We start from the raw sequence: 18,696 nt of genomic DNA, 5'->3' as shown, positions 1-18,696 counted from the left end.
GACACATGTCACCTTACATGTAAGAACACATGGAACGGGTATCCTCTTCACCGCTCACACGTCGGCGCGACGGATGGGGCGACCGGCGGTCCGGGACGGGACGGAAGGGACGGGACGTGGCGATGGCTCCGGAGCGGGGCGGCGCGGAGGAAGGCGCGGGCGAGCGGGAGTTGACGGCGATCGAGGGCGCGATGCTCGCGCTCTCCCGCGCCCGCTCGCGCCGCGCGCTGGCGCGGCTCGGCCGCCGAAGGAACGCGCCCCCCGGACGCCGCCCCGACCTGCCGAACGCCGTGTTCGAGCTGCTCGACACGGTGGCCGCCGCGACAGGACACGGGGAGGCTCCCACGGTCGGCGAGCTGGCCCCGCTCCTGGGGGTGGACCAGCCGCGCGCCAGCCGACTGGTGAGCCAGGCGGTCGCGGCGGGAGTGCTGCGCCGGGGCGCCGACCCGCGCGACGCGCGGCGCTCACCGGTGGCGCTGACGCCCGAGGGACGCCGGACGCTGGCGGGCGTCAGCGCCTTCCGGCGGCAGGTGCTGGCCGAGGCGACGGCCGACTGGCCCGCCGCCGACCGGCGGGCGTTGGCGCGGCTGCTGCCCCGGCTGGTCCGGGACATGGCGGCGGTGACCGAGGCCGACCCCGTGGGGCGCGCGGGCGGCTGACCCGGACGCCGACGCGCGCCCTGGGCGCGCGTTCAAGGCGTTCGCGCCGTCTGACAGTTGGCTTGATGCGGACCACGAGGAACGCCCCACCACCACCGCCCCGCCCGTCGCGCGCGCGGAGGCTCCCCCGCTGATCGCGCGCCGGACGGCGAGCCTCCCGGAAGGAAAGGTCGAATACCGGCCAACGCCTCTTGGCGCGCGCCGGATTCTCGGGCGACGAGTGTCAGACCTCGACTCTAGGGTGGCCACACGTTACCGAGAGTGACGGTCGGTTCGTTCGAGAGAGGCCATGCCATGCGTCCGTTCTCCCTTCTCCTCCCCCGCCGCCCACGCCGACCCGCCGGGCGCCACGCCGCCGAGCACGGCCCGGAGGTCGAGGTGTCCGCCTCCGAACGCGAGCTGTTCGGCGGCCAGTTGGTCTACGACACCTCCTGGAGCCAGCACGAGGGCTCCCGCTACCAGCTGGATCTGCGCACGATGGTCCGCGGGATGCCCAGGCTCGTCGGGCGCGCCGTCGCGCTCGCCTGGCAGGCGGACCGCCGCGCGACCGCGCGGGTCGCCGTCGCCGAGGTGGTGAGCGGGATCAGCCAGGCTCTCGGCCTCCTCGGCGTCAACTGGCTGCTGACCACGCTGCTCGCGGGCGGCGAGATGACCGACCGGCTGCGGGACGCGGTGCCGGTGGCGGCGCTGCTCGGCGCCGTCGCCGCGCTCGGCGCGCTGTGCACCGCGCTCTCCACGATGGCGATCGGCCCGCTGGAGCCCAAGGTGGAACGGCTGGCGAGGGAGCGCTATCTGGAGCGGGCCTACGAGGTGGAGATGGCCGCCATGGAGGACGAGGACTTCCACCGGCTGCTGGAGTCCGCGCAGTACGGCGCCTCGTCCGCGCGCAGCATGATCCGCCACGCCGTCTCGGTGATCGCCGCGCTGCTCTCCCTTGCCGCGGCCGGCGCGGTGCTGACGACGCTGCACTGGACGCTCCTGCCGATGCTGCTGGTGATCGTGCTGCCCCGCGCCCTGGCCACCCTGACCGTCGCGCGCCGGCGGTACCGCAGCTTTCACCGCTGGGTACAGCACAGCAGGGGCGCGGGGATGCTCGCCCGGCTGATGACGGACACCGAGGCGGCGGCCGAGGTCAGGGTGCACGGGGTGGGCCCGTTCATCCTGCGGCACTTCCGCGGCATGTCGGCGAGCCAGGAGGGCGAGCAGGCCCGGCTGGCCAGACTCGCGGCCCGCACCGACCTGTTGGCGGCGTTCTGTGCGGGCTTGGCGGCGCTGGCGACCTATCTGCTGCTGGCCGGGCTGTTGTGGACCGGCTCCATGGCCCTGGCTGCGGCGGGCACGGCCGTGTTGGCCATCCGAAGCGGCACCGCCAACCTGGACGGGCTGATCCGCCAGATCAACTACCTGCACGAGGAGTCGCTGTACGTGGGCGACCTCGACCGGCTGATCGCCGAGTCGGAGCAGCACCGGATCCCCGGGGGCGGCGCACCGCTGCCGAGCCCGGTGCGCGCCGTCGAGTTCGACGCGGTCTCCTTCAGCTACCCGGGCGGGGGCTCCGGCGAGCCGGTGCTGCGCGACATCTCGCTGACGCTGCCCGCCGACCGCGGCGCGGTGGTGGCCCTCGTCGGGGAGAACGGCTCGGGCAAGAGCACCCTGGCCAAGTTGCTGTGCGGGCTCTACCTCCCCGGCTCCGGCACCATCCGGTGGAACGGCGTGGACGTGCGGGAGCTGGACCGCCGGGAGGTCTTCGGCCACTGCGCGATCGTGCACCAGGACCACTTCCGATGGCCGATGACCGCCCGGGTCAACACGGTGATCTCGCGCACCGACCGGCCGGTGGACGAGGCGCGGCTGGCCGAGTCGGCGGCGCACGCGGGGCTGGGCGACCTGGTGTCGGAGCTTCCGAGAGGTTGGGAGACCCTGCTCTCCCGCACCTTCCGCGGCGGGCACCAACTCTCCGGCGGGCAGTGGCAGCGCCTCGGCATCGCCAGGGCGCACTACCGGGACGCGCCGCTGCTGGTGGTGGACGAGCCGACGGCGGCGCTGGACGCCAGAGCCGAGGCGCGGGTGTTCGAGCAGATCAGGTCGCTCGCCGACCGGGGGCAGACGGTCGTGCTGATCACCCACCGGATGGCGTCCGTGCGCCACGCGGACCTGGTGCACGTGCTGCACCGGGGGCGGCTGGTGGAGTCCGGGACCCCGGAGGAGCTGCTGGCCGACGAGGACGGGCACTACCGGGCGCTCCACGACCTCCAGGCCGCCCAGTTCCGGCCCGTGCCCGGGCAGGCGAAGGAGCGGTTGCCGTGACGGCGGTCCAGGGGACGAGGGGGACGCGGGTCGCCCGGCCGCGCGTCCCCCTCGGGGGCCGGGGGCCCGGGGCGGTGCTGGTGCCGCGTCAGAGACCGGTGCCGTGGCAGACGCTGGTGTCGCGTCAGACGCTGGTGTCGTGGCCGACGACGTCCGCGCGGTGGCGAGGCTCCCTGGCGCGTGCGACCGCGGGGCCGCCGGGAGCCGCGTGTGCCTGTCCCCGCTTGGGCTTTCGGCCCAAGCGGGGAGCGTGCGGACCGGGGCGGCGAGCGGGGCGAGCGTTCCCCGGCACTAGATCCCGAGGAGGTCGACCAGATCGTCGGCGTGCTCTTCCTCCTCCTCCAGGATCGACTCCAGGAGCCGCCTGGTGGTGGGGTCGTCGTTGCCGAGCCAGCGGATGATCTCCTGGTAGGTGGAGATGACGATGCGCTCGGCCAGCAGGTTGTCCTTGAGCATCCCCTTGAGGTCGCCGTCCTTGGGGGTGGTGTAGTCGGTGGTGGCGCGCTGGGCCAGCGTCTGCGGGTCGAAGTCCGGGTCGCCACCGAGCTGGGAGATGCGCTCGGCGGCGCGCAGCGCGTGGTCCAGCTCCTCCTTCGCGTGCTCGGTGAACTCGGCCGACACCTGGGCCCGGTCGATGCCGGTGGCGGCGATGGCGTGGCGGGTGTAGCGCAGCCAGCACACGACTTCGGTGGCTACCACGTCGTTGAGCACCCCGATGACCCGGTCGTGGTTGAGCCCGTAGGTGTCGGTGACCGGCCCTGCCTCCATCCGCGCCCTGGCCTCGTCGCGGATCCGGGTCACGTCGAGGACGAAGTCGTCGGTCATGCGGGAGTCTCCTTCGTGCGGCGGGTGAGCCCCGGCGCCAGCGGTCAGCGCGGCGTTCTCCGTCCGGACAGTAGGCAGCGGCCCGGGATCGTGACGGTCGGCACACGCGGAGCGCCACCGGCCGCTACCCCAATGGCCCAGCCGCCCGGGCGCCGCTGCCCGCGGCCGTCAGCGCCGCTCGGCCGGCTGGTCGCGCGGGCACCAGACGGTGCCGCGTCCGGCGACCCGGCCGTGGGCGAGGGTGGTCCCGCACCGGGGACAGGTGCCGGAGGGTTCGTCGCGGTGTCCGGTCAGCCAGGAGCGGCGCGGCGGCACCCGCCCGGCCTTCACCGAAGCGCGCAGCACCTGACGCAACGACCGGGCGAGCCGGCCGTGTTCGGCGTGGTCGAGCCGGTCGGTGCGGCGGGCGGGGTGGATGCGGGCGTGCCAGAGGATCTCGTCGGTGAGGAGGTTTCCGAGTCCGGCGACGCGGGACTGATCCAGCAGGGTCGCCTTCAGCCGGCGTGGTCGTCCGTCCAGCGCCTCCTCCAGCTGCTCGCGTGTCAGGGAGAGCGCGTCGGGGCCCTGGTCGGCGAGGAGCCGGTCCACCGCGCCGGGGTCGGGGGCGAGCCAGAGTCCCTTGAGCTTGCGCTGGTCGCGGAAGCGCAGCTGCCCGCCGTCGTCCAGGCACAGCAGCACCCGGTCGTGGGCGGCGACCGGCTCCTCGGGGCCGACGTGGAGCAGCCGGCCGGTCATCCCGAAGTGGAAGAGCACCGCCGTCCCCCCGGCGTACATGATCAGCCACTTGCCGTGCCGCTCCGGCGGGTCGATCCTGGCGTCGGTCAGGCTCCTCCGGAGTCGCCCGGTGGTCAGCCCGCCGCGCAGCACCCCGGCGTCGGTCACCTCGACCCCGGTGATCCGCCGCCCGGTCGCGCTCTCCTCCAGCACCCGCCGGTACGCCTCGACATCCGCCAACTCCGGCATGTCCCCGACGCTAAAGCCGACGCGGCGCGCCGGCACCACGAGCGGGTCCGGACGGGTGCCGGGTCCGGGCGCCGACGGCACCGCCCCGCGTCGGGAAAATCGCTGCCGCCATGGACGTCCCCTGCCCCACAATGGCGCGATGGGCGAGGATCTCGGGTGGGACGAGGACGGGTACGCGGAGCTGGTCTCCGAGGGGTTGACCGCACCGTTCGAGGGGTGGGACTTCAGCCCCTGGGAGGGGCGTCTGACGGAGCCGGAAAGCCGACTCCCCTGGAGCTATCGGGAGTTGGTGAGCGATCGACTCTCCGGCGCCGGTGCGCTGCTCGATCTCGGCACGGGCGGCGGGGAGTTCCTCTCCTCGCTGGCGCCGCTGCCGGCGCGGACGGCGGCCACGGAGTCCTACCCGCCGAACGTCCCGGTGGCCAGGCGGCGGCTCGCCCCCCTGGGCGTCGAGGTCGCCGTCCCCGAAGACGACGACGCGCTGCCGTTCCCCGACTCCTCGTTCGACCTGGTACTCAGCCGGCACACGTCCTACGCGCCGGACGAGCTGCGCCGGGTCATGACCGACGACGGGGTACTGGTCACCCAGCAGGTGGGCGGCCGGGACCTGGAGGAGATCAACGCGGCCCTGGGCTCTCCCCCGCACGCCTACCGCGACTTCTGCCTGGACTCGGCGGCCGAGGAGCTGACCGGGGCCGGTTGGGCCGTCGAGTGGGGAGCGGAGGCACGGGTGGCGGAGCGGCTGCCGGACATCGGCGCCCTGGTGCTCTTTCTGCGGCTGACGCCTTGGCATGTGCCGGACTTCGACGTCGAGCGGCACGACACCGCGCTGCGGGCGCTCCACCGCGAGATGCGGGCGGGGCGACCGCTGGAGGTGAGCTGTCACCGCTTCGCCCTGGTGGCCAGGCCGAACCGGGCAGCGGAAGGCGACACCCGACGGTCGGATTCCGCGAAAACCCCACGCCGCCCCACCCCCGAACGCTAGGCTTGCCCCAGCAGACGAGGAGCGACGCCCCAACTCGCCCCCCTTGCGCGCCAACTGATCATGTTGGCGGACAACCAACACCGGATGGCGGCGAACCACCCGGCATGTCCGCCACCTTCCGATCCTGGCACGCCCACTTTGGGCCCCGATCACCGGCTCCCGCGTTCTCTCCGACGGTCGACCTCCACATACGACGCAGGGACGGACATGGCACGCGACATCACCCGCCACCTCCGCGAAGGCGTCGACGCGTGGCAGCGCGCCCGCGACCTCGCGGCGCGCGGGAGGACCGCCCGCGCGGGGCTCGCCTACCAGCGGGGCGCCAACGCGCTGCTGCTCTACCGGACGTCGCTGCGCCGCGCGGAGGTCGACGGCGGCCGGCCGCGCGGGGCCGAGGGGGACGCGGCACTCTTCGCGCTGGGCGCCCTCACCCGCGAGGGGGTCCCGGTGATGGCACAGGCCAGGGCACCGAGGTTCGCCACCCTGCACGCCAGGGCCGGGCTGGCAGCCGCCCACCTGGTGGATCCGAGCGGTGGCTCCCCGGAGGCCGTCGCCGCGACACTCGCCGTCGCCCCCGAGCCGCTCCCCCGCCTGGCGCCCGAGGAGGAGCCACCGGTGGGTGCCGCGGAGCGGATCGCCGGCGCCGCCTCCTCCCGGCTGCTGATGGCCGGGTTGACCGCCGATCACCCGGCGGTGTTGGCCAGGGAGCGGCACCGCTGGGCGGTGGCGGACGAGGATCCGCTGTCGTTCGCCAGGGAGCGGCGCCGCTTCCGGGGTGCGCTGCTGCCCGGCTGCGCCGGCCTCGGCCTGCGGGCGGAGGCGCGGCGGCTGGCGAGCGAGGGCGCGCGTTCACATCGGGAGCTGAGCCGCGTGCTGCCCGCGCACACGGGGGAGCTCGCCCGGGTCGAGCGGGAGTTGGCGGCGGTCCTCTCCCGTCTCGGCGAGTACTGAACCCGCCACCCGGTGCCGACGGGCGGCGCCGGGCCGCCGTTCGGCGTTCGCGCGGGCGGCTCGTTCCCCTGACGCGAGGTCAACGCTCGCCCCCAGCGGTCAACAGAACGTCGCGGAAAGGACACGCGGGGCAAACCCACCCGGAGACCGGCTCCGTTTCGGCGGAACGGCATTAAAGAAGCGTTAAGATTGCCGGATCCTGGCAATGAAAATGGCACCTCCAGAGTGCCATCATTGAGTCACCAGCAGGAAGCGGTGGTCAAAGGGACCAGGCACCCGAGGATGGTTGCCCGATGTCGGCATGACGGCATCAGGAGCCGACCACGGCGGGGTCTCCCGGCAGGGTGTGCGACGGCGACGTCGTGTCCGGGAGGCGGCACTCGCCGTCACCGCAGGTGGGCCCGGCGCGCGCTGGGGGGCCGAGCCGGGCCCACCGCTGGTGCCGCCCAGGGGGTGTGGGCGGTGAGGGGGATGGGCGCGGCCCCGCGAGGGGCCGGCCCGGCCGGGTCGGACGCCCGGCGTGACCGGACTCGGGCCGGGAGGGGCGAGCGGGGAAGTCTCCCGCCCCCGGGCCGGGTGGGGTCCGAGTGACGCGGGCGTCCGACGGCGGCGGCGATCGGTGGGGGCCGAACGCCGCGCGTGGCCGGGGCGGGGGCGCGTCGAGCGCGCCTGGGCGGGCGGGAGTTGAGCGGCTCCCGCCCGCCGGGTCGGGAGGGTGTCCCGGCGGCCACGGTCGCCGTGACACCCGGGCGCACGGACACCCGGGCACACGGGCACACGGAGGCACGGGGAGGGGAAGGCGCGGAGGTGGGGGACGGCGGTGTTTCGAGGCGTCGGGGCCCGGATCAGGGGGTGCGGGGCGCGGACGTCACAGCTCCTGCTCCGGCCATCCGAGGAGCCGCGCGCCGATCACCGCCGTCTGGAGGGTGTAGCGCTGGAACGAGTCGGAGGGATCGACGCCCGTGAGCTTCTCTATCCGCTCCAGCCGATAGGTGAACGCGCGGACGCTGAGCGAGAGCCGACGGGCCGCCTCGGCGGAGACGCAGCCGGAGTCGAAGTAGGCGTTCAGGGTGCGGACCAGCTCCCCCGCGCCGCCGCGCGCCCCGCGCAGCGGGCCGAGCACGGTGCGCACCAGGTCGGACATGGCGTGCCGGTCCCGGGTGAGCACCGGGAAGACCAGCAGCTCGGAGGCGCGTAGCACCACCGGCTCCAGGTGGAGCCGGTCGCCCAGTTCCAGCGCGCTCAGCGCCTCCTCGTAGGACTGCACCACCCCGCCGGGCCCCGAGTGCGCCCTGCCGATGGCGACACGGCAACCGTGCTCGGTGGTCCCCTCCATGGCCAGCGCCACCCTGGCCTGCTCGGCGAAGTACTCCACCACGTCGGGCTGGTGACCGGGTGCCACGCAGACAAGCCGGGCGTCCTTGGTGGTCAGCAGCACCCGGCGCGGGCCGAATCGGGTGGTCAGGGCGGTCTCCACCCGGCGGGTCAACGGGTCGGTGTCGTCGTGCGGTTGGTCGCCTCTGGCCACGGCGACGGTGTGGGTGTGGGCGAGCTGGAGCCCGAAGCGTTCGGCGCGCGCCGAGAGGTCGCCCAGGTCGCTGCGCCCGTGCAGCAGGTCGTCGATGAACTCGCGACGCGCCGCCTCGTCCCGGCGCACGGCGACCAGTTGGGCACGCTCGTACCCCTCGGCCAACGCGTCCACGGCCTGCTCGGCCGCGGCCAGCACGCACGCCGCGGCCACGCGCACCTGGCGCACGCCCGAGGCGTCACCCGCCGCCGGCAGGTCGGGCCAGACGGTGCGCGCCGCGGCGAGATGGGCGCGGATGACCTGGCGGAGCCCCAGCCCCTCGCGCGCCGCCCGCTCCCCCAGCTCCCGCAGCTCGTGCACCTCGCCCCTGGTCAACCGGCGGCCCGTGGTCGCCACTTCGGCCAGAATCTCGGCATAGCCGTCCAGATAGTGTTCCGGCACCGCGCGATTCCCCATGACATCCCCCGTCCCGACCCTCGCGCCCGAGGGGGCGCGACGGCGCGCCCAGCCTAGTCCGCCTGCCGGTTCCGGTGCCCAGGGACGCCCGAGGGGCGTGCGCCACTCCGCGCGCGCCCTACCTCACCACGGGTGAATGGCCCGACACTCGTCCGGGGCGGAACGTCCGGAACGTCCGACGCGTCACCCCGATCTGGACAACCATGCGGGACAACCATGCGGAGCACCCCGGGGCCCGACCGCGCGAGGCGTCGCGCGGAAAGCGGGCCCCGGACGATCGACCCCGGGCAGGAGCACCGGTGACCGAGAGACAGGGAAGAGGCGAGGCGATGCGGGTGCGCACGGACAGGCACGGTGGCCGCGACGACCAGTGGGGGACCGAGGGCTGCGGGCGGCGGACGATGTCCGTGACCCGCGCCTGGGTGCGGGCGGCGCACCCCGTCCCGGTGATGGTGGTCACCGCGTGGACGGCCTGCCTGGCCGTCAGCGTGGGGCACTCCGCGGCCTCCGGCGCGCTGGTCACCCTCGCGGTGCTGACCGGGCAACTCTCCGTGGGCTGGCTCAACGACCTGGTCGACGCGGCCAGGGACGCGCGGGCGGGCCGGGCGTGCAAGCCGGTGGCGCAGGGGCGGTTGGCCCGGGCGACGGTCGCCGCGATGGTGCTCGGCTCGGCGGTGTCGGCGGCGGCGCTGACCGCGCTCTGCGGACGCGCCGCCGCGCTCGCCCATCTGCTCGCGCTGCTCTCCGCCTGGGTCTACGACCTGGGCGTCAAGGCCACCGCCTGGTCGGTGCTCCCCTACCTGGTGTCCTTCGGGCTGCTGCCGGGCGTGGTCACCTTCGCGCTGCCGGGGGCGCCGGCGCCCCCGGTGTGGCTGGTCGTCTCGGGGGCGTTGCTCGGTTGCGCCGCGCACTTCGTCAACACCCTGCCCGACCTGGCCGACGACGCCAGGGTCGGGGTGCGGGGACTGCCGCACCGGCTGGGGGCCGCGGGCAGCAGCGTCGCCGCCGCGTTGACGCTGCTCGGTTCGGCGCTGGCGCTGGCCGCCGCGCCCCGGCTCGGGGGCGAGCTGCGGCTGCTCGCGCTCGCCGCACTGTTGACCGCCGCCCTCGCTGCCGTCGTCGGGCTGCTGTGGCTGGGCGTGCGGGGCGGCGGCGCGCGGCTGGCGTTCCCGACGGTGCTGCTGGTCGCCGCGCTGGAGATGGGGCTGCTGCTGACCGCGGGCACCTCGGTGGGCGCCGCCGGCTGAGGTGCCACCGGCCGACGCCCACCGGGCCGTTCATCCCCCGACGGCTCCGCTCCGCGCGTTCACCCCTTGACGGCACCCTGCATGATGCCGCCGACGATCTGCCGGCCGAAGACGATGAACATCACCAGCAGCGGCAGGGTTCCGAGCAGCGCGCCCGCCATGATCACCGACTGGTCCCGCACATAGCCGGCGCTCAGCCGGGTCAGCGCGACCGGAACGGTCAGGTTGGCGTCGTCCAGGGCGATGTACGGCCAGAAGAAGTCGTTCCAGGCGTGCACGAAGGTGATCATGAACAGCACCGCCATGGCCGGCCGCGCCACGGGGAGCACCACGCTCCAGAAGATCCGCAACGCGTGGGCTCCGTCCACCCGCGCGGCCTCCACCAGCTCGTCCGGGAGCGCGTCGGCGAGGTACTGCCGCATGAAGAACACGCCCACGGCGCTGACCAGCGTCGGGAAGATGACCGACGGCAGCGAGCCGCCGAGACCCAGGTCGCTCATCAGCATGAACAGTGGCACCACGCCGAGTTGGGGCGGGACCATCATGGTGCCGATCACCAGCAGCAGCAGGATGTTCCTGCCCCGGAACCGCAGCTTGGCGAAGGCGAAGCCGGCCAGCGTGGCGAACAGCACGGTGGAGGTGGCGATGACCGTCGCGACCACCAGGCTGTTGGCCATCGCCGCGCCGAGGCCGGCGTCCTGCCAGGCGGCCTTGAGGTTGGTGAAGAGGTTCGGCCCCGGCAGGAACGGGGGCGGGCTCTGGGTGACCCGGGTGTTGTCGGTGGACGCCGCCACCATGGTCCAGTACAGCGGGAAGAGCGAGAGCAGCGCGGCGAAGCCCAGCAGCACGTAGGCCAGCGGCCCCCCGTGGTGCTGCCGCCCGGCGCCCTGCCGCAGGCGCGAGCGCCGGCGCGTGCCCCCGCTGGCGGTCGCGCTCTCCATCTCCTTGACGATCGTGGTCATCTCGTGGCGCTCCAGTCAGGCTCGGCGGGACAGCACGCGCCGAAGCACGCGGTGCAGCACGAAGAGAAGGATCAGCAGCAGGAACATCGCCCACGCCACGGTGGCGGCCCGGCCCATCTGGTAGTTGCGCCAGCCCTCCTCGTAGAGGAGCAGGCCCAGCGTCTGGTACTGGTTGTCCGCCCCGCCCGTCACGCCGTTGACGCCCTGGCCGAAAATCAGCGGCTCGCCGAAGAGCTGGGTCGCGCCGATGGTGGACAGCACGATGGTGAAGACGATGGTCGGCCTGATCCCGGGGATGGTCACCCGCAGGAACTGCTGCCAGCGGGACGCACCGTCGATCGCGGCGGCCTCGTACCGCTCGGCGGGGATGGCCTGCATCGCGGCCAGGTAGAGCAGGGCGTTGTAGCCGGTCCAACGCCAGATCACCATGCAGGAGATGGCGATCTGGGCGGGCCACTTCTCGCTCTCCCAGTCGATGTTGTCGAAACCGAACAGGCCAAGACCCCAGTTGATCATCCCGAAGTCACGCTCGAAGAGCATGGTGAAGACCAGCGCCGCCGCGCCGACCGAGGTGGCGTAGGGCGTCAGCGCGGCCACCCGGAAGAACGCCGAGCCGCGCAGCCGGTAGTTGAGGAGATGGGCCAGACCCATGGCCATCAGCAGCTGGGGAACGGTGGAGAGCACGCCGATGGTGATCGTGTTGGCCAGGGCGTTCCAGAACCGGTCGTCGCTCCACAGCGCGGTGTAGTTGTCGAGCGACAGCCACTCCATCTTGTCCATGGTGGCCAGCTCGACGCGGTGCAGGGAGACCCAGAAGGTGTAGATCAGCGGGTAGGCGCTGAAGGCGGCGAAGATGACGAAGAACGGGGCGATGAACGCGTAGGGCGCGACGCGGAAGTCGAGGCGGTGCGGCAGGTCGCGCCAGCGACGCCGCTTCCCGGCCCCGCGCTCGGACGTGGTGGTGGCCACGGCAGGGCAGGTCCTTTCCTAGGTGGCGCGGGTTTCCCCGGGGGCCGGCGTGCGGCCCCCGGGGCGGGCGCGGGCGAGGCGCCCTGACCGTCCGTCGGGACGGGGGGTCCCGACGGGAGGTGTCCCGGCGGACGGTTCCGGAGTGGTCGTCCTAGCCGATGGCGCGGGCGATGTTGTCCTCGGTGGCGCTCCAGGCGTCGTCGGGGCTGCGGCCCTGGGACTCGATCAGCTGGAGCCCCTGGGTGAAGGCGTCCTTGATCGTGCCGTCCTTGCGGCCGAGCACCTGCTCGTCCGGGATCTCCTGCGCGGCGGCGCCGAAGATCTGCCCGATCGGGGCGTCGTTGAAGTACTCGGAGGTCGTGCCCGTCACGCCGTCCGAGTCGATGGCCTCGTTGGAGGACGGGAAGTTGCCCAGCTCCTGGAAGATGTACTCCTGCTGCTCGGGCGCGGTCAGCCAGGCCACCAGCTCCATGGCCTCCTCGCGCACCGGGCTGTCCTCCACCACGGAGAGGAACGAGCCGCCCCAGTTGGCGCCGACGGGGGCCCTGGCGATGTCCCAGTTCCCCGCGTTGTCCGGACCGGCCTTCTCGCTGATGTGGGCCAGCATCCAGGCCGGGCAGACGGCGGTGGCGAACGTGCCGTTGGCCAGGCCCGGGTCCCACTCGGGCTGGTACTGCCGCAGCGCCGCGGTCATGCCGGAGGTCGCGGCCTCCGTCGACAGGTCCCAGGCGTCGAGGACCGCCGGGTTCTCGTCGTAGATCAGCTCGCCCTCGGTGTCGTAGAACTGCTCGGAGCTGCCGTAGACCATCGCGTTGAAGAGCCCGGACGAGCTGTCCATGTAGGAGAGGTCGGGGTCCGGGGTGTTGGCCATGAACTCCTCGCCGACCTCGACGTAACGCGCCCAGTCACCCTCCCAGAGCGCCGCCACCTCCTCCCGGTCGGTGGGCAGCCCGGCCGCCTCGAACATGTCCTTGCGGTAGCAGACCGCCATCGGCCCGATGTCGGTGCCCAGCCCCAGCACCCGGCCGTCGGGGGTGGTCATCTGGTTGAGCTTCCAGGGCAGGAAGTGGTCGGTGCCGGCGGTCTCGGAGAAGTCGGCGAAGCTGTCGGCCCGGGTGTCGACGATCTCCTTGGCGCGGCCGATCTCGATGCCCTGGATGTCCTTCAGCCCGCTGTCCGCGGCGAGGTGGGTCTGGAGCGCGGTGTAGTAGGTCTGCTCGTCGCCGGCGACCTCGGCCTCGATGGTGACGCCGGGGTTCTCCTCCTCGTAGCGGTCGAGGATGCCGGTCTCCTCGAAGCCCATGACCCCGAAGAGCCCCATGGAGATGGTGACGTCACCGTCGTCGGACCGGCCGCCCCCTCCGCCGCTGCTGGTCGAGCACCCCGCGACCAGCACGAGTGGAAGGGCCGCGGCGACGGCGACCCCCCAGCGGGAACGGAAGCGCTTACGGTTACTGGCCATGCGGTCCTCCTCGCGCCGGGGCCCTCGCCTCGGACGCCGTGACAAGCCCGTGCCGGGTGGTGGGGAATCGACTCCCGAGACGGGTGGGAGCGGTCCCATAGCTGTGGAGCCTGACGCCCGAGCCCAGCCGGTGTCAAGAAGTGAACGGAAGAACTCCCGCATAATTCAGCAGTGTTGACGCCCCTGCTGACGGGCCGTCGGCGACCGGGAAACGACGGGTGACCGGAAGGCTTTCGGGAAGGGGGCCCGGAACCCGTCGGCGGACCGGAACCTGACCTACTCGGTGGGCAGCGCCGGCTCGCCCGGAGGGCGGTGCGGGAGGACCCGGGTGACGTAGTCCTCGGTGGCGACGTCCATGCCGACGTCGCGCTGGGCGCGTTCGGAGAGTGTCAGCCGGTGCTCCAGCAGCTCGTGGTAGATCTGCGCGGTGTCGATGCCCTCGCGCAGTTCGCGCGGCACCCCGCGCACGGCCGGGCGGAAGACGTCGCGCACCCAGCGGTGGGCGAGCACCTCGGGCCGGGCGCCCAACGGGTCACCGGGGGCGTAGTCGTCCTGGCCGGCCATCCAGGTCTCCAGGTCGTTGAGGAGGCTGCGGGCCTGGTTCTCCTCGGCGTCCAGACCGGTCAGCCGCAGCAGCTGCCGCTGGTGGTGGCCGGCGTCCACGACCTTGGGCAGAAAGGTGACGTGGTCGCCGTCGGGTGAGCGTTGGATCTGCATCTCGGCCACGTCGAAGCCGAGGGCGTTCAGCCGCCTGATCCGGCGGTCGATGTAGTGCTTCTTGTCGCGGGGGTAGACCGAGGTGCGGGTCAGCTCGTGCCACAGCTCGCCGTAGCGGGTGACGATCTCCTCGCCGAAGAGCACCGGGTCCACCGACGGGTGCAGGGAGCCTCCGGCCTCCAGGTCCATCAGCTCGCCGGCGATGTTGACCCGGGCGACCTCCAGGTCGTACTCCCGCTGCCCCCGGGTCAGCCGTGGCTGGATCTGCCCGGTCTCGGCGTCCACCAGATAGGCGGCATAGGCGCCGGCGTCCCTGCGGAAGAGCGTGTTGGACAGCGAGCAGTCGCCCCACGCGAAGCCGTCCAGGTGGAGCCGGACCAGCAGCACGGCGAGGGCGTCCAGCAGCCGCTTGATGGTGGTCGGCCGCATGGTGGTCTCGAACATGGAACGGTACGGCAGCGAGCCCTTCAACTGCCGGGTGATCAGCACCGGTTCCAGCGGGCCGCCCAGCGCGTCCGTCCGGCCGGTGACGACGGCGACCGGGTCGACCGCGGGCACCGCGAGGCGGTCGAGGTCGCGCAGCAGCGCGTACTCCCTGACCGCCGCCCACTCACCGACCTCCTTGACCGCGAACACCTCTCCCCCGGCGCGCGCGAAGCGCACCACGTGCCGGGAGATGCCGCGCGGCAGGGAGACCAGATGCTCCTCGGGCCAGTCCACCAGGGAGACGTCCCACGGCAGGTCGAGCAGCGTCGTGGGGTGCTCCGGGTCGGTGGCGGTGATCTGGAGTTCCATGCCCCCAGTCTGCTCCATGCGCGCCCCGCGCCATGGAGTGGCCGCGCCACCGACACCGGAGTCGGCGTTCAGCCCGGGCGGGTCACCAGATCTCGGCGACCCACTCCGGGTGGTCGACGAACGGGTTGCGGTTGCCCTGGAAGTCCTCGAAGACCGTGTCGTTGCGGGCCTGCTCCTCGGCGCTCGGCGGGTCCTGCTCGTGCCACTCCAGCAGGGTGCTCACCCGGCCGAGATAGGGAACGGAGCCGTTGCCCGCGGTGTCGTTGACCTCCAGGTCGGCGAAGCCCTCGCCGCCCTCCCAGCGCACCGCCATGTAGAACGCCATGCGGGCGATGTCGCCCTTGACCTCGTCCCTGGGCTCCCAGGAGTCCTCGTCGGTGTAGTTGCCGGGGGCGCGGGGGGACTCGGTGCCGCCGGCGTCGAAGTCCTTGTTGCCCCGGTCGCTGTTGACCTGGACGTCGCTGGGCCGCAGGTGGTGCAGGTCGGTGCCGGGGCCGGGCGAGGTGCCGAAGTCGCCGTGCGACTGGGGCCAGACGTGCTCGCGGTTCCACTGACCGACGTTGCCGCCGTTGGCGTCGGCGGCGCGGGATTCGCCGGTGTAGAGCAGGGTCACGCTGTCCGGGTCGGCCGGGTCCTGGTCGGTGACCTTGAGGGCGTCCCACACCTCGGAGTAGGTCAGGGTGGTGACGTCGGAGCTGATGATGCCGTGCAGGGCGTCCTTCAGCGGTTCTCCGCTGAGCCCTTCGGCGTCCGCGTAGTAGGCGTCGTCGAAGTCGGCGGCGCCCGGCGTGGAGGGCGCGGCCGGGTCCGCGGTGGCGGAGGCGGCGGTGAGCAGCGGAACGGTGAGGGCGGCGGCCAGGGCCGAGACGGCCAGCGCGCGGCCGGCGGGGATGGGACGCATGTGGGGGGACTCTCCTCGGTGCGGTGGGCCGCCGGTGGGGCGGCGATCCCGTGGTGTGGTGCGGTGGTTCGGACGAAAGGATTCTTCTCCGCCCGTGCCCGGTTGACGCGCGTCACCATCATTTCGTCATGTTCTTGTCACCACCGCGCGGGGTCGCGGCCTTCTCCGGTCACCGCCGGGCCCGGGCCGGCGGGCCGCGGGCCGCTCCCCGGTCCCGGTCGGTGGCGTGCCGGTGCCGTTCGCCCTTCCGCGCGGCCGAACCCGGGGCATGGCGAGCCCCCCGCGCGGCGCCCGCTGGCTACGCTGGCACGACATGATCGCGCCGTGACCGCCCCCAGAGCGGGCCACGGGAGGATCGGTCCACCAACCGCAGGAGGAGCAGTGCCGGCCGCCCCCCATCACACCCTCAACGACGACCACCCGCTGCCCGCCGTGGGCTTCGGCACCTACCCGCTGGACGACGCGGAGGCCGAACGCTCGGTCGCGGACGCGATCGGCCAGGGATACCGACTGATCGACACAGCGGTCAACTACCGCAACGAGACCGGCGTCGGGCGCGGCATCGCCGCCGCCGGGGTGCCGCGCGAGGAGCTGGTCGTCACGACCAAGCTGCCGGGGCGTCACCACGGGTACGAGGAGACGCTGGCCTCGTTCGAGGAGTCCAGGACCAGGCTCGGCCTGGAGTACGTGGACCTCTATCTGATCCACTGGCCCAACCCGAGCGTGGATCGCTATGTCGACTCCTGGCGGGCGATGGCCAAGCTCAGGGAGGACGGCCTGGTCCGTTCGATCGGCGTCTCCAACTTCACCCCCGCGCAGCTGACGCGGCTGCGCGAGGAGACCGGGGTGGTGCCCGCGGTCAACCAGATCGAGCTGCACCCGCTCCTCCCCCAGGAGGAGGCGCGGGCGTTCCACGCGCGGCAGGGCATCGTCACCGAGAGCTGGAGCCCGCTGGGGCGGGGCAGCACGCTGCTTCAGGACGCGCGGATCGGGGAGATCGCGCGGGCGCACGAGGTGGGCCCGGCCCAGGTGATCCTGCGCTGGCACCTCCAGCTGGCGGCGGTGCCGATTCCCAAGTCCGCCGATCCCGAGCGTCGGCGCACCAACATCGATATCTTCGGCTTCTCGCTCGACGCCGAGGAGATGGCCGCGGTCGCCGACCGCCCGCACCGACGGCTGGGCGGCGATCCCGACCACCACGAGGAGATGTGAGCCGGCCGGTACCGGACCCCGGAGACCCACGCGCGCGGCGGCCACGGCGCCGCGCCGCCCGGGGGTTTCGTCGAGCGTTCCGTCCCGGCCGGAGCTGTCCGGTCGGGGCCATTCAACAGGGGAGTTGAACCGAGATGACTGGTCAGGCGCAGATCGGGGTCACCGGGCTGGCGGTGATGGGCCGCAACCTCGCCCGCAACCTCGCCCGGCACGGCCACACCGTCGCCGTGCACAACAGGACGGCGTCCCGGACGCGGGAGCTGGTGAAGGAGTTCGGCGACGAGGGCGCGTTCGTTCCCGCCGAGTCGGCCGAGGAGTTCGTCGCCTCGCTGGAGCGACCGCGCCGGATCGTGGTGATGGTCAAGGCGGGTGCCCCCACCGACGCGGTGATCGACGAGTTCGTGCCGCTGCTGGAGCCCGGCGACATGATCATGGACGGGGGCAACGCGCACTACGAGGACACCCGCCGCCGCGAGGCCGCGCTCAGGGAGCGCGGCCTGCACTTCGTGGGGTGCGGGATCTCCGGTGGCGAGGAGGGCGCGCTGCACGGGCCGAGCATCATGCCGGGCGGCTCGCGGGAGTCCTACGAGGCGCTGGGCCCGCTGCTGGAGAGCATCGCGGCCCAGGTCGACGGCGAGCCGTGCTGCGCCCACATCGGGCCGGACGGCGCCGGACACTTCGTCAAGATGGTGCACAACGGCATCGAGTACGCCGACATGCAGCTGATCGCCGAGGCGTACGACCTGCTGCGCCGGGTCGCCGGCTACGAGCCGGCCCGGATCGCGGAGATCTTCCGCGGCTGGAACGAGGGGCGGCTGGACTCGTACCTGATCGAGATCACCGCGCAGGTGCTGGCGCACACGGACGCCGACACCGGCAAGCCGTTCGTCGACGTGGTGCTGGACCAGGCGGAGCAGAAGGGCACGGGGCGGTGGACCGTCCAGTCGGCGCTCGACCTGGGCGTCCCGGTCTCCGGGATCGCCGAGGCGGTCTTCGCGCGCGGGCTCTCGGGGCACGCGCGGCTGCGCGAGGCGGCCCGCGCGCTGCCCGGGCCCGAACGCCCCGAGCTGCACCCCGACGACGCGGCGCGCTTCGCCGACCAGGTCGAACAGGCGCTGTACGCCTCGAAGATCGTGGCCTACGCGCAGGGCTGGCAGCTGATCCAGGCCGGCAGCGAGGAGTACGGCTGGGACATCGACCTGGCGTCGGTGGCCGCGATCTGGCGCGGGGGCTGCATCATCAGGGCGCGGTTCCTCAACGGCATCCGTCGCGCCTTCGGCGAGGGCGAGGCGCCGGTGACGCTGCTGACCGACGAGCTGTTCGCCGACGACCTGCGGTCGGCGCAGAACGCGTGGCGCCACGTGGTCGCCCGGGCCACCGAGTTGGGCGTTCCGGCGCCCGGCTTCTCGGCGGCGCTGGCGTACTACGACGCGCTGCGCGCCGAGCGGCTGCCGGCGGCGCTGATCCAGGGGCAGCGCGACTTCTTCGGGGCGCACACCTACCGGCGGGTCGACCGGGAGGGCGACTTCCACACGCTCTGGGGCGAGGACCGCTCGGAGCGGCGGGGCTGAACGCGGAACGGGGGCGCCTTCCGGGTCCGGTCGGACCGGGAAGGCGCCCCCGTCGGGCGGGAACGGGGCACGGTGCCCGTCGGGCCAGGGTGCCGTGTCGGGCACTAGCCTCCGCGGGTGAGCCGCACGGTGTCCCGGTACCAGGCGCCGCTCTCCTTGACGGTGCGCCGCTGGGTGTCGTAGTCC

General features: G+C 73.2%; 15 protein-coding genes. 7 read left to right on the top strand and 8 right to left on the bottom strand.

What is annotated here, in order from left to right; all coding sequences use genetic code 11:
* Nucleotides 1-122 precede the first annotated feature (122 nt).
* The gene (locus FH715_RS16760) at nucleotides 123-659 is read left to right on the top strand and encodes a MarR family winged helix-turn-helix transcriptional regulator (RefSeq protein ID WP_139646318.1); all 537 of its coding nucleotides are present in this window, start codon (nucleotides 123-125) and stop codon (nucleotides 657-659) included.
* Nucleotides 660-953: 294 nt separating this feature from the next.
* Nucleotides 954-2,966, top strand: coding sequence for an ABC transporter ATP-binding protein (locus FH715_RS16755; protein WP_139646089.1), 2,013 nt, complete (start codon nucleotides 954-956; stop codon nucleotides 2,964-2,966).
* 291 nt (nucleotides 2,967-3,257) lie between these two features.
* Here the strand turns inward: FH715_RS16755 and FH715_RS16750 are convergent, their stop codons facing one another.
* Nucleotides 3,258-3,791: a ferritin-like domain-containing protein gene (locus FH715_RS16750; protein ID WP_097230804.1), complete on the bottom strand. Its 534-nt coding sequence runs from the start codon at nucleotides 3,789-3,791 to the stop codon at nucleotides 3,258-3,260.
* 168 nt (nucleotides 3,792-3,959) lie between these two features.
* Nucleotides 3,960-4,754 carry an Fpg/Nei family DNA glycosylase gene (locus FH715_RS16745; RefSeq protein ID WP_139646087.1) on the bottom strand — a complete coding sequence of 265 codons (795 nt, stop codon included), beginning with the start codon at nucleotides 4,752-4,754 and terminating at the stop codon, nucleotides 3,960-3,962.
* Between the two features lie 139 nt (nucleotides 4,755-4,893).
* On the opposite strand from FH715_RS16745, the gene FH715_RS16740 reads away from it, so the two are divergent.
* Together FH715_RS16740 and FH715_RS16735 are read left to right on the top strand one after the other, a co-directional pair.
* Nucleotides 4,894-5,739 carry a class I SAM-dependent methyltransferase gene (locus FH715_RS16740; protein ID WP_139646085.1) on the top strand — a complete coding sequence of 282 codons (846 nt, stop codon included), beginning with the start codon at nucleotides 4,894-4,896 and terminating at the stop codon, nucleotides 5,737-5,739.
* Between the two features lie 207 nt (nucleotides 5,740-5,946).
* On the top strand, nucleotides 5,947-6,690 hold the full coding sequence (locus tag FH715_RS16735) for a hypothetical protein (protein WP_139646083.1): 744 nt from the start codon (nucleotides 5,947-5,949) through the stop codon (nucleotides 6,688-6,690).
* Nucleotides 6,691-7,558: 868 nt separating this feature from the next.
* Here the strand turns inward: FH715_RS16735 and FH715_RS16730 are convergent.
* Entirely contained in the window at nucleotides 7,559-8,674 is a 1,116-nt protein-coding gene (locus FH715_RS16730; protein ID WP_139646081.1) for a PucR family transcriptional regulator, read from the bottom strand.
* A gap of 299 nt (nucleotides 8,675-8,973) precedes the next feature.
* Here FH715_RS16730 and FH715_RS16725 point away from each other — a divergent pair, with 299 nt between their 5' ends.
* Nucleotides 8,974-9,921 (top strand): UbiA family prenyltransferase, encoded by a 948-nt coding sequence (locus tag FH715_RS16725; RefSeq protein ID WP_211367684.1) that lies wholly within the window; start codon nucleotides 8,974-8,976, stop codon nucleotides 9,919-9,921.
* Between the two features lie 59 nt (nucleotides 9,922-9,980).
* Here FH715_RS16725 and FH715_RS16720 read toward each other — a convergent pair whose 3' ends face one another.
* The 5 genes from FH715_RS16720 to FH715_RS16700 all read right to left on the bottom strand — a co-directional run bounded on the left by FH715_RS16720 (nucleotide 9,981) and on the right by FH715_RS16700 (nucleotide 15,727).
* Nucleotides 9,981-10,862 carry a carbohydrate ABC transporter permease gene (locus FH715_RS16720; RefSeq protein WP_246108811.1) on the bottom strand — a complete coding sequence of 294 codons (882 nt, stop codon included), beginning with the start codon at nucleotides 10,860-10,862 and terminating at the stop codon, nucleotides 9,981-9,983.
* A gap of 36 nt (nucleotides 10,863-10,898) precedes the next feature.
* The gene (locus tag FH715_RS16715) at nucleotides 10,899-11,852 is read right to left on the bottom strand and encodes a carbohydrate ABC transporter permease (RefSeq protein ID WP_139646077.1); all 954 of its coding nucleotides are present in this window, start codon (nucleotides 11,850-11,852) and stop codon (nucleotides 10,899-10,901) included.
* Between the two features lie 151 nt (nucleotides 11,853-12,003).
* Entirely contained in the window at nucleotides 12,004-13,314 is a 1,311-nt protein-coding gene (locus FH715_RS16710; RefSeq protein ID WP_139646075.1) for an ABC transporter substrate-binding protein, read from the bottom strand.
* 276 nt (nucleotides 13,315-13,590) lie between these two features.
* A complete protein-coding gene (locus FH715_RS16705) occupies nucleotides 13,591-14,826 on the bottom strand; it encodes a DUF4032 domain-containing protein (RefSeq protein ID WP_139646073.1) in 1,236 nt (411 codons plus the stop codon).
* Nucleotides 14,827-14,908: 82 nt separating this feature from the next.
* The gene (locus FH715_RS16700; RefSeq protein ID WP_139646071.1) at nucleotides 14,909-15,727 is read right to left on the bottom strand and encodes an endonuclease I family protein; all 819 of its coding nucleotides are present in this window, start codon (nucleotides 15,725-15,727) and stop codon (nucleotides 14,909-14,911) included.
* A gap of 381 nt (nucleotides 15,728-16,108) precedes the next feature.
* Between FH715_RS16700 and FH715_RS16695 the strand changes: the two genes are divergently transcribed.
* Together FH715_RS16695 and gndA are read left to right on the top strand one after the other, a co-directional pair.
* Nucleotides 16,109-16,939, top strand: coding sequence for an aldo/keto reductase (locus FH715_RS16695; RefSeq protein WP_139646069.1), 831 nt, complete (start codon nucleotides 16,109-16,111; stop codon nucleotides 16,937-16,939).
* 134 nt (nucleotides 16,940-17,073) lie between these two features.
* On the top strand, nucleotides 17,074-18,510 hold the full coding sequence (gndA, locus tag FH715_RS16690) for an NADP-dependent phosphogluconate dehydrogenase (protein WP_139646067.1): 1,437 nt from the start codon (nucleotides 17,074-17,076) through the stop codon (nucleotides 18,508-18,510).
* Nucleotides 18,511-18,696 lie beyond the last annotated feature (186 nt).

Source organism: Streptomyces sedi, assembly GCF_006335015.1.
In the GTDB taxonomy this organism is placed as follows: domain Bacteria; phylum Actinomycetota; class Actinomycetes; order Streptomycetales; family Streptomycetaceae; genus Streptomyces; species Streptomyces sedi.
Note: the sequence above shows the minus strand (reverse complement) of the source record. Positions and strands in the feature narration are given on the sequence as shown.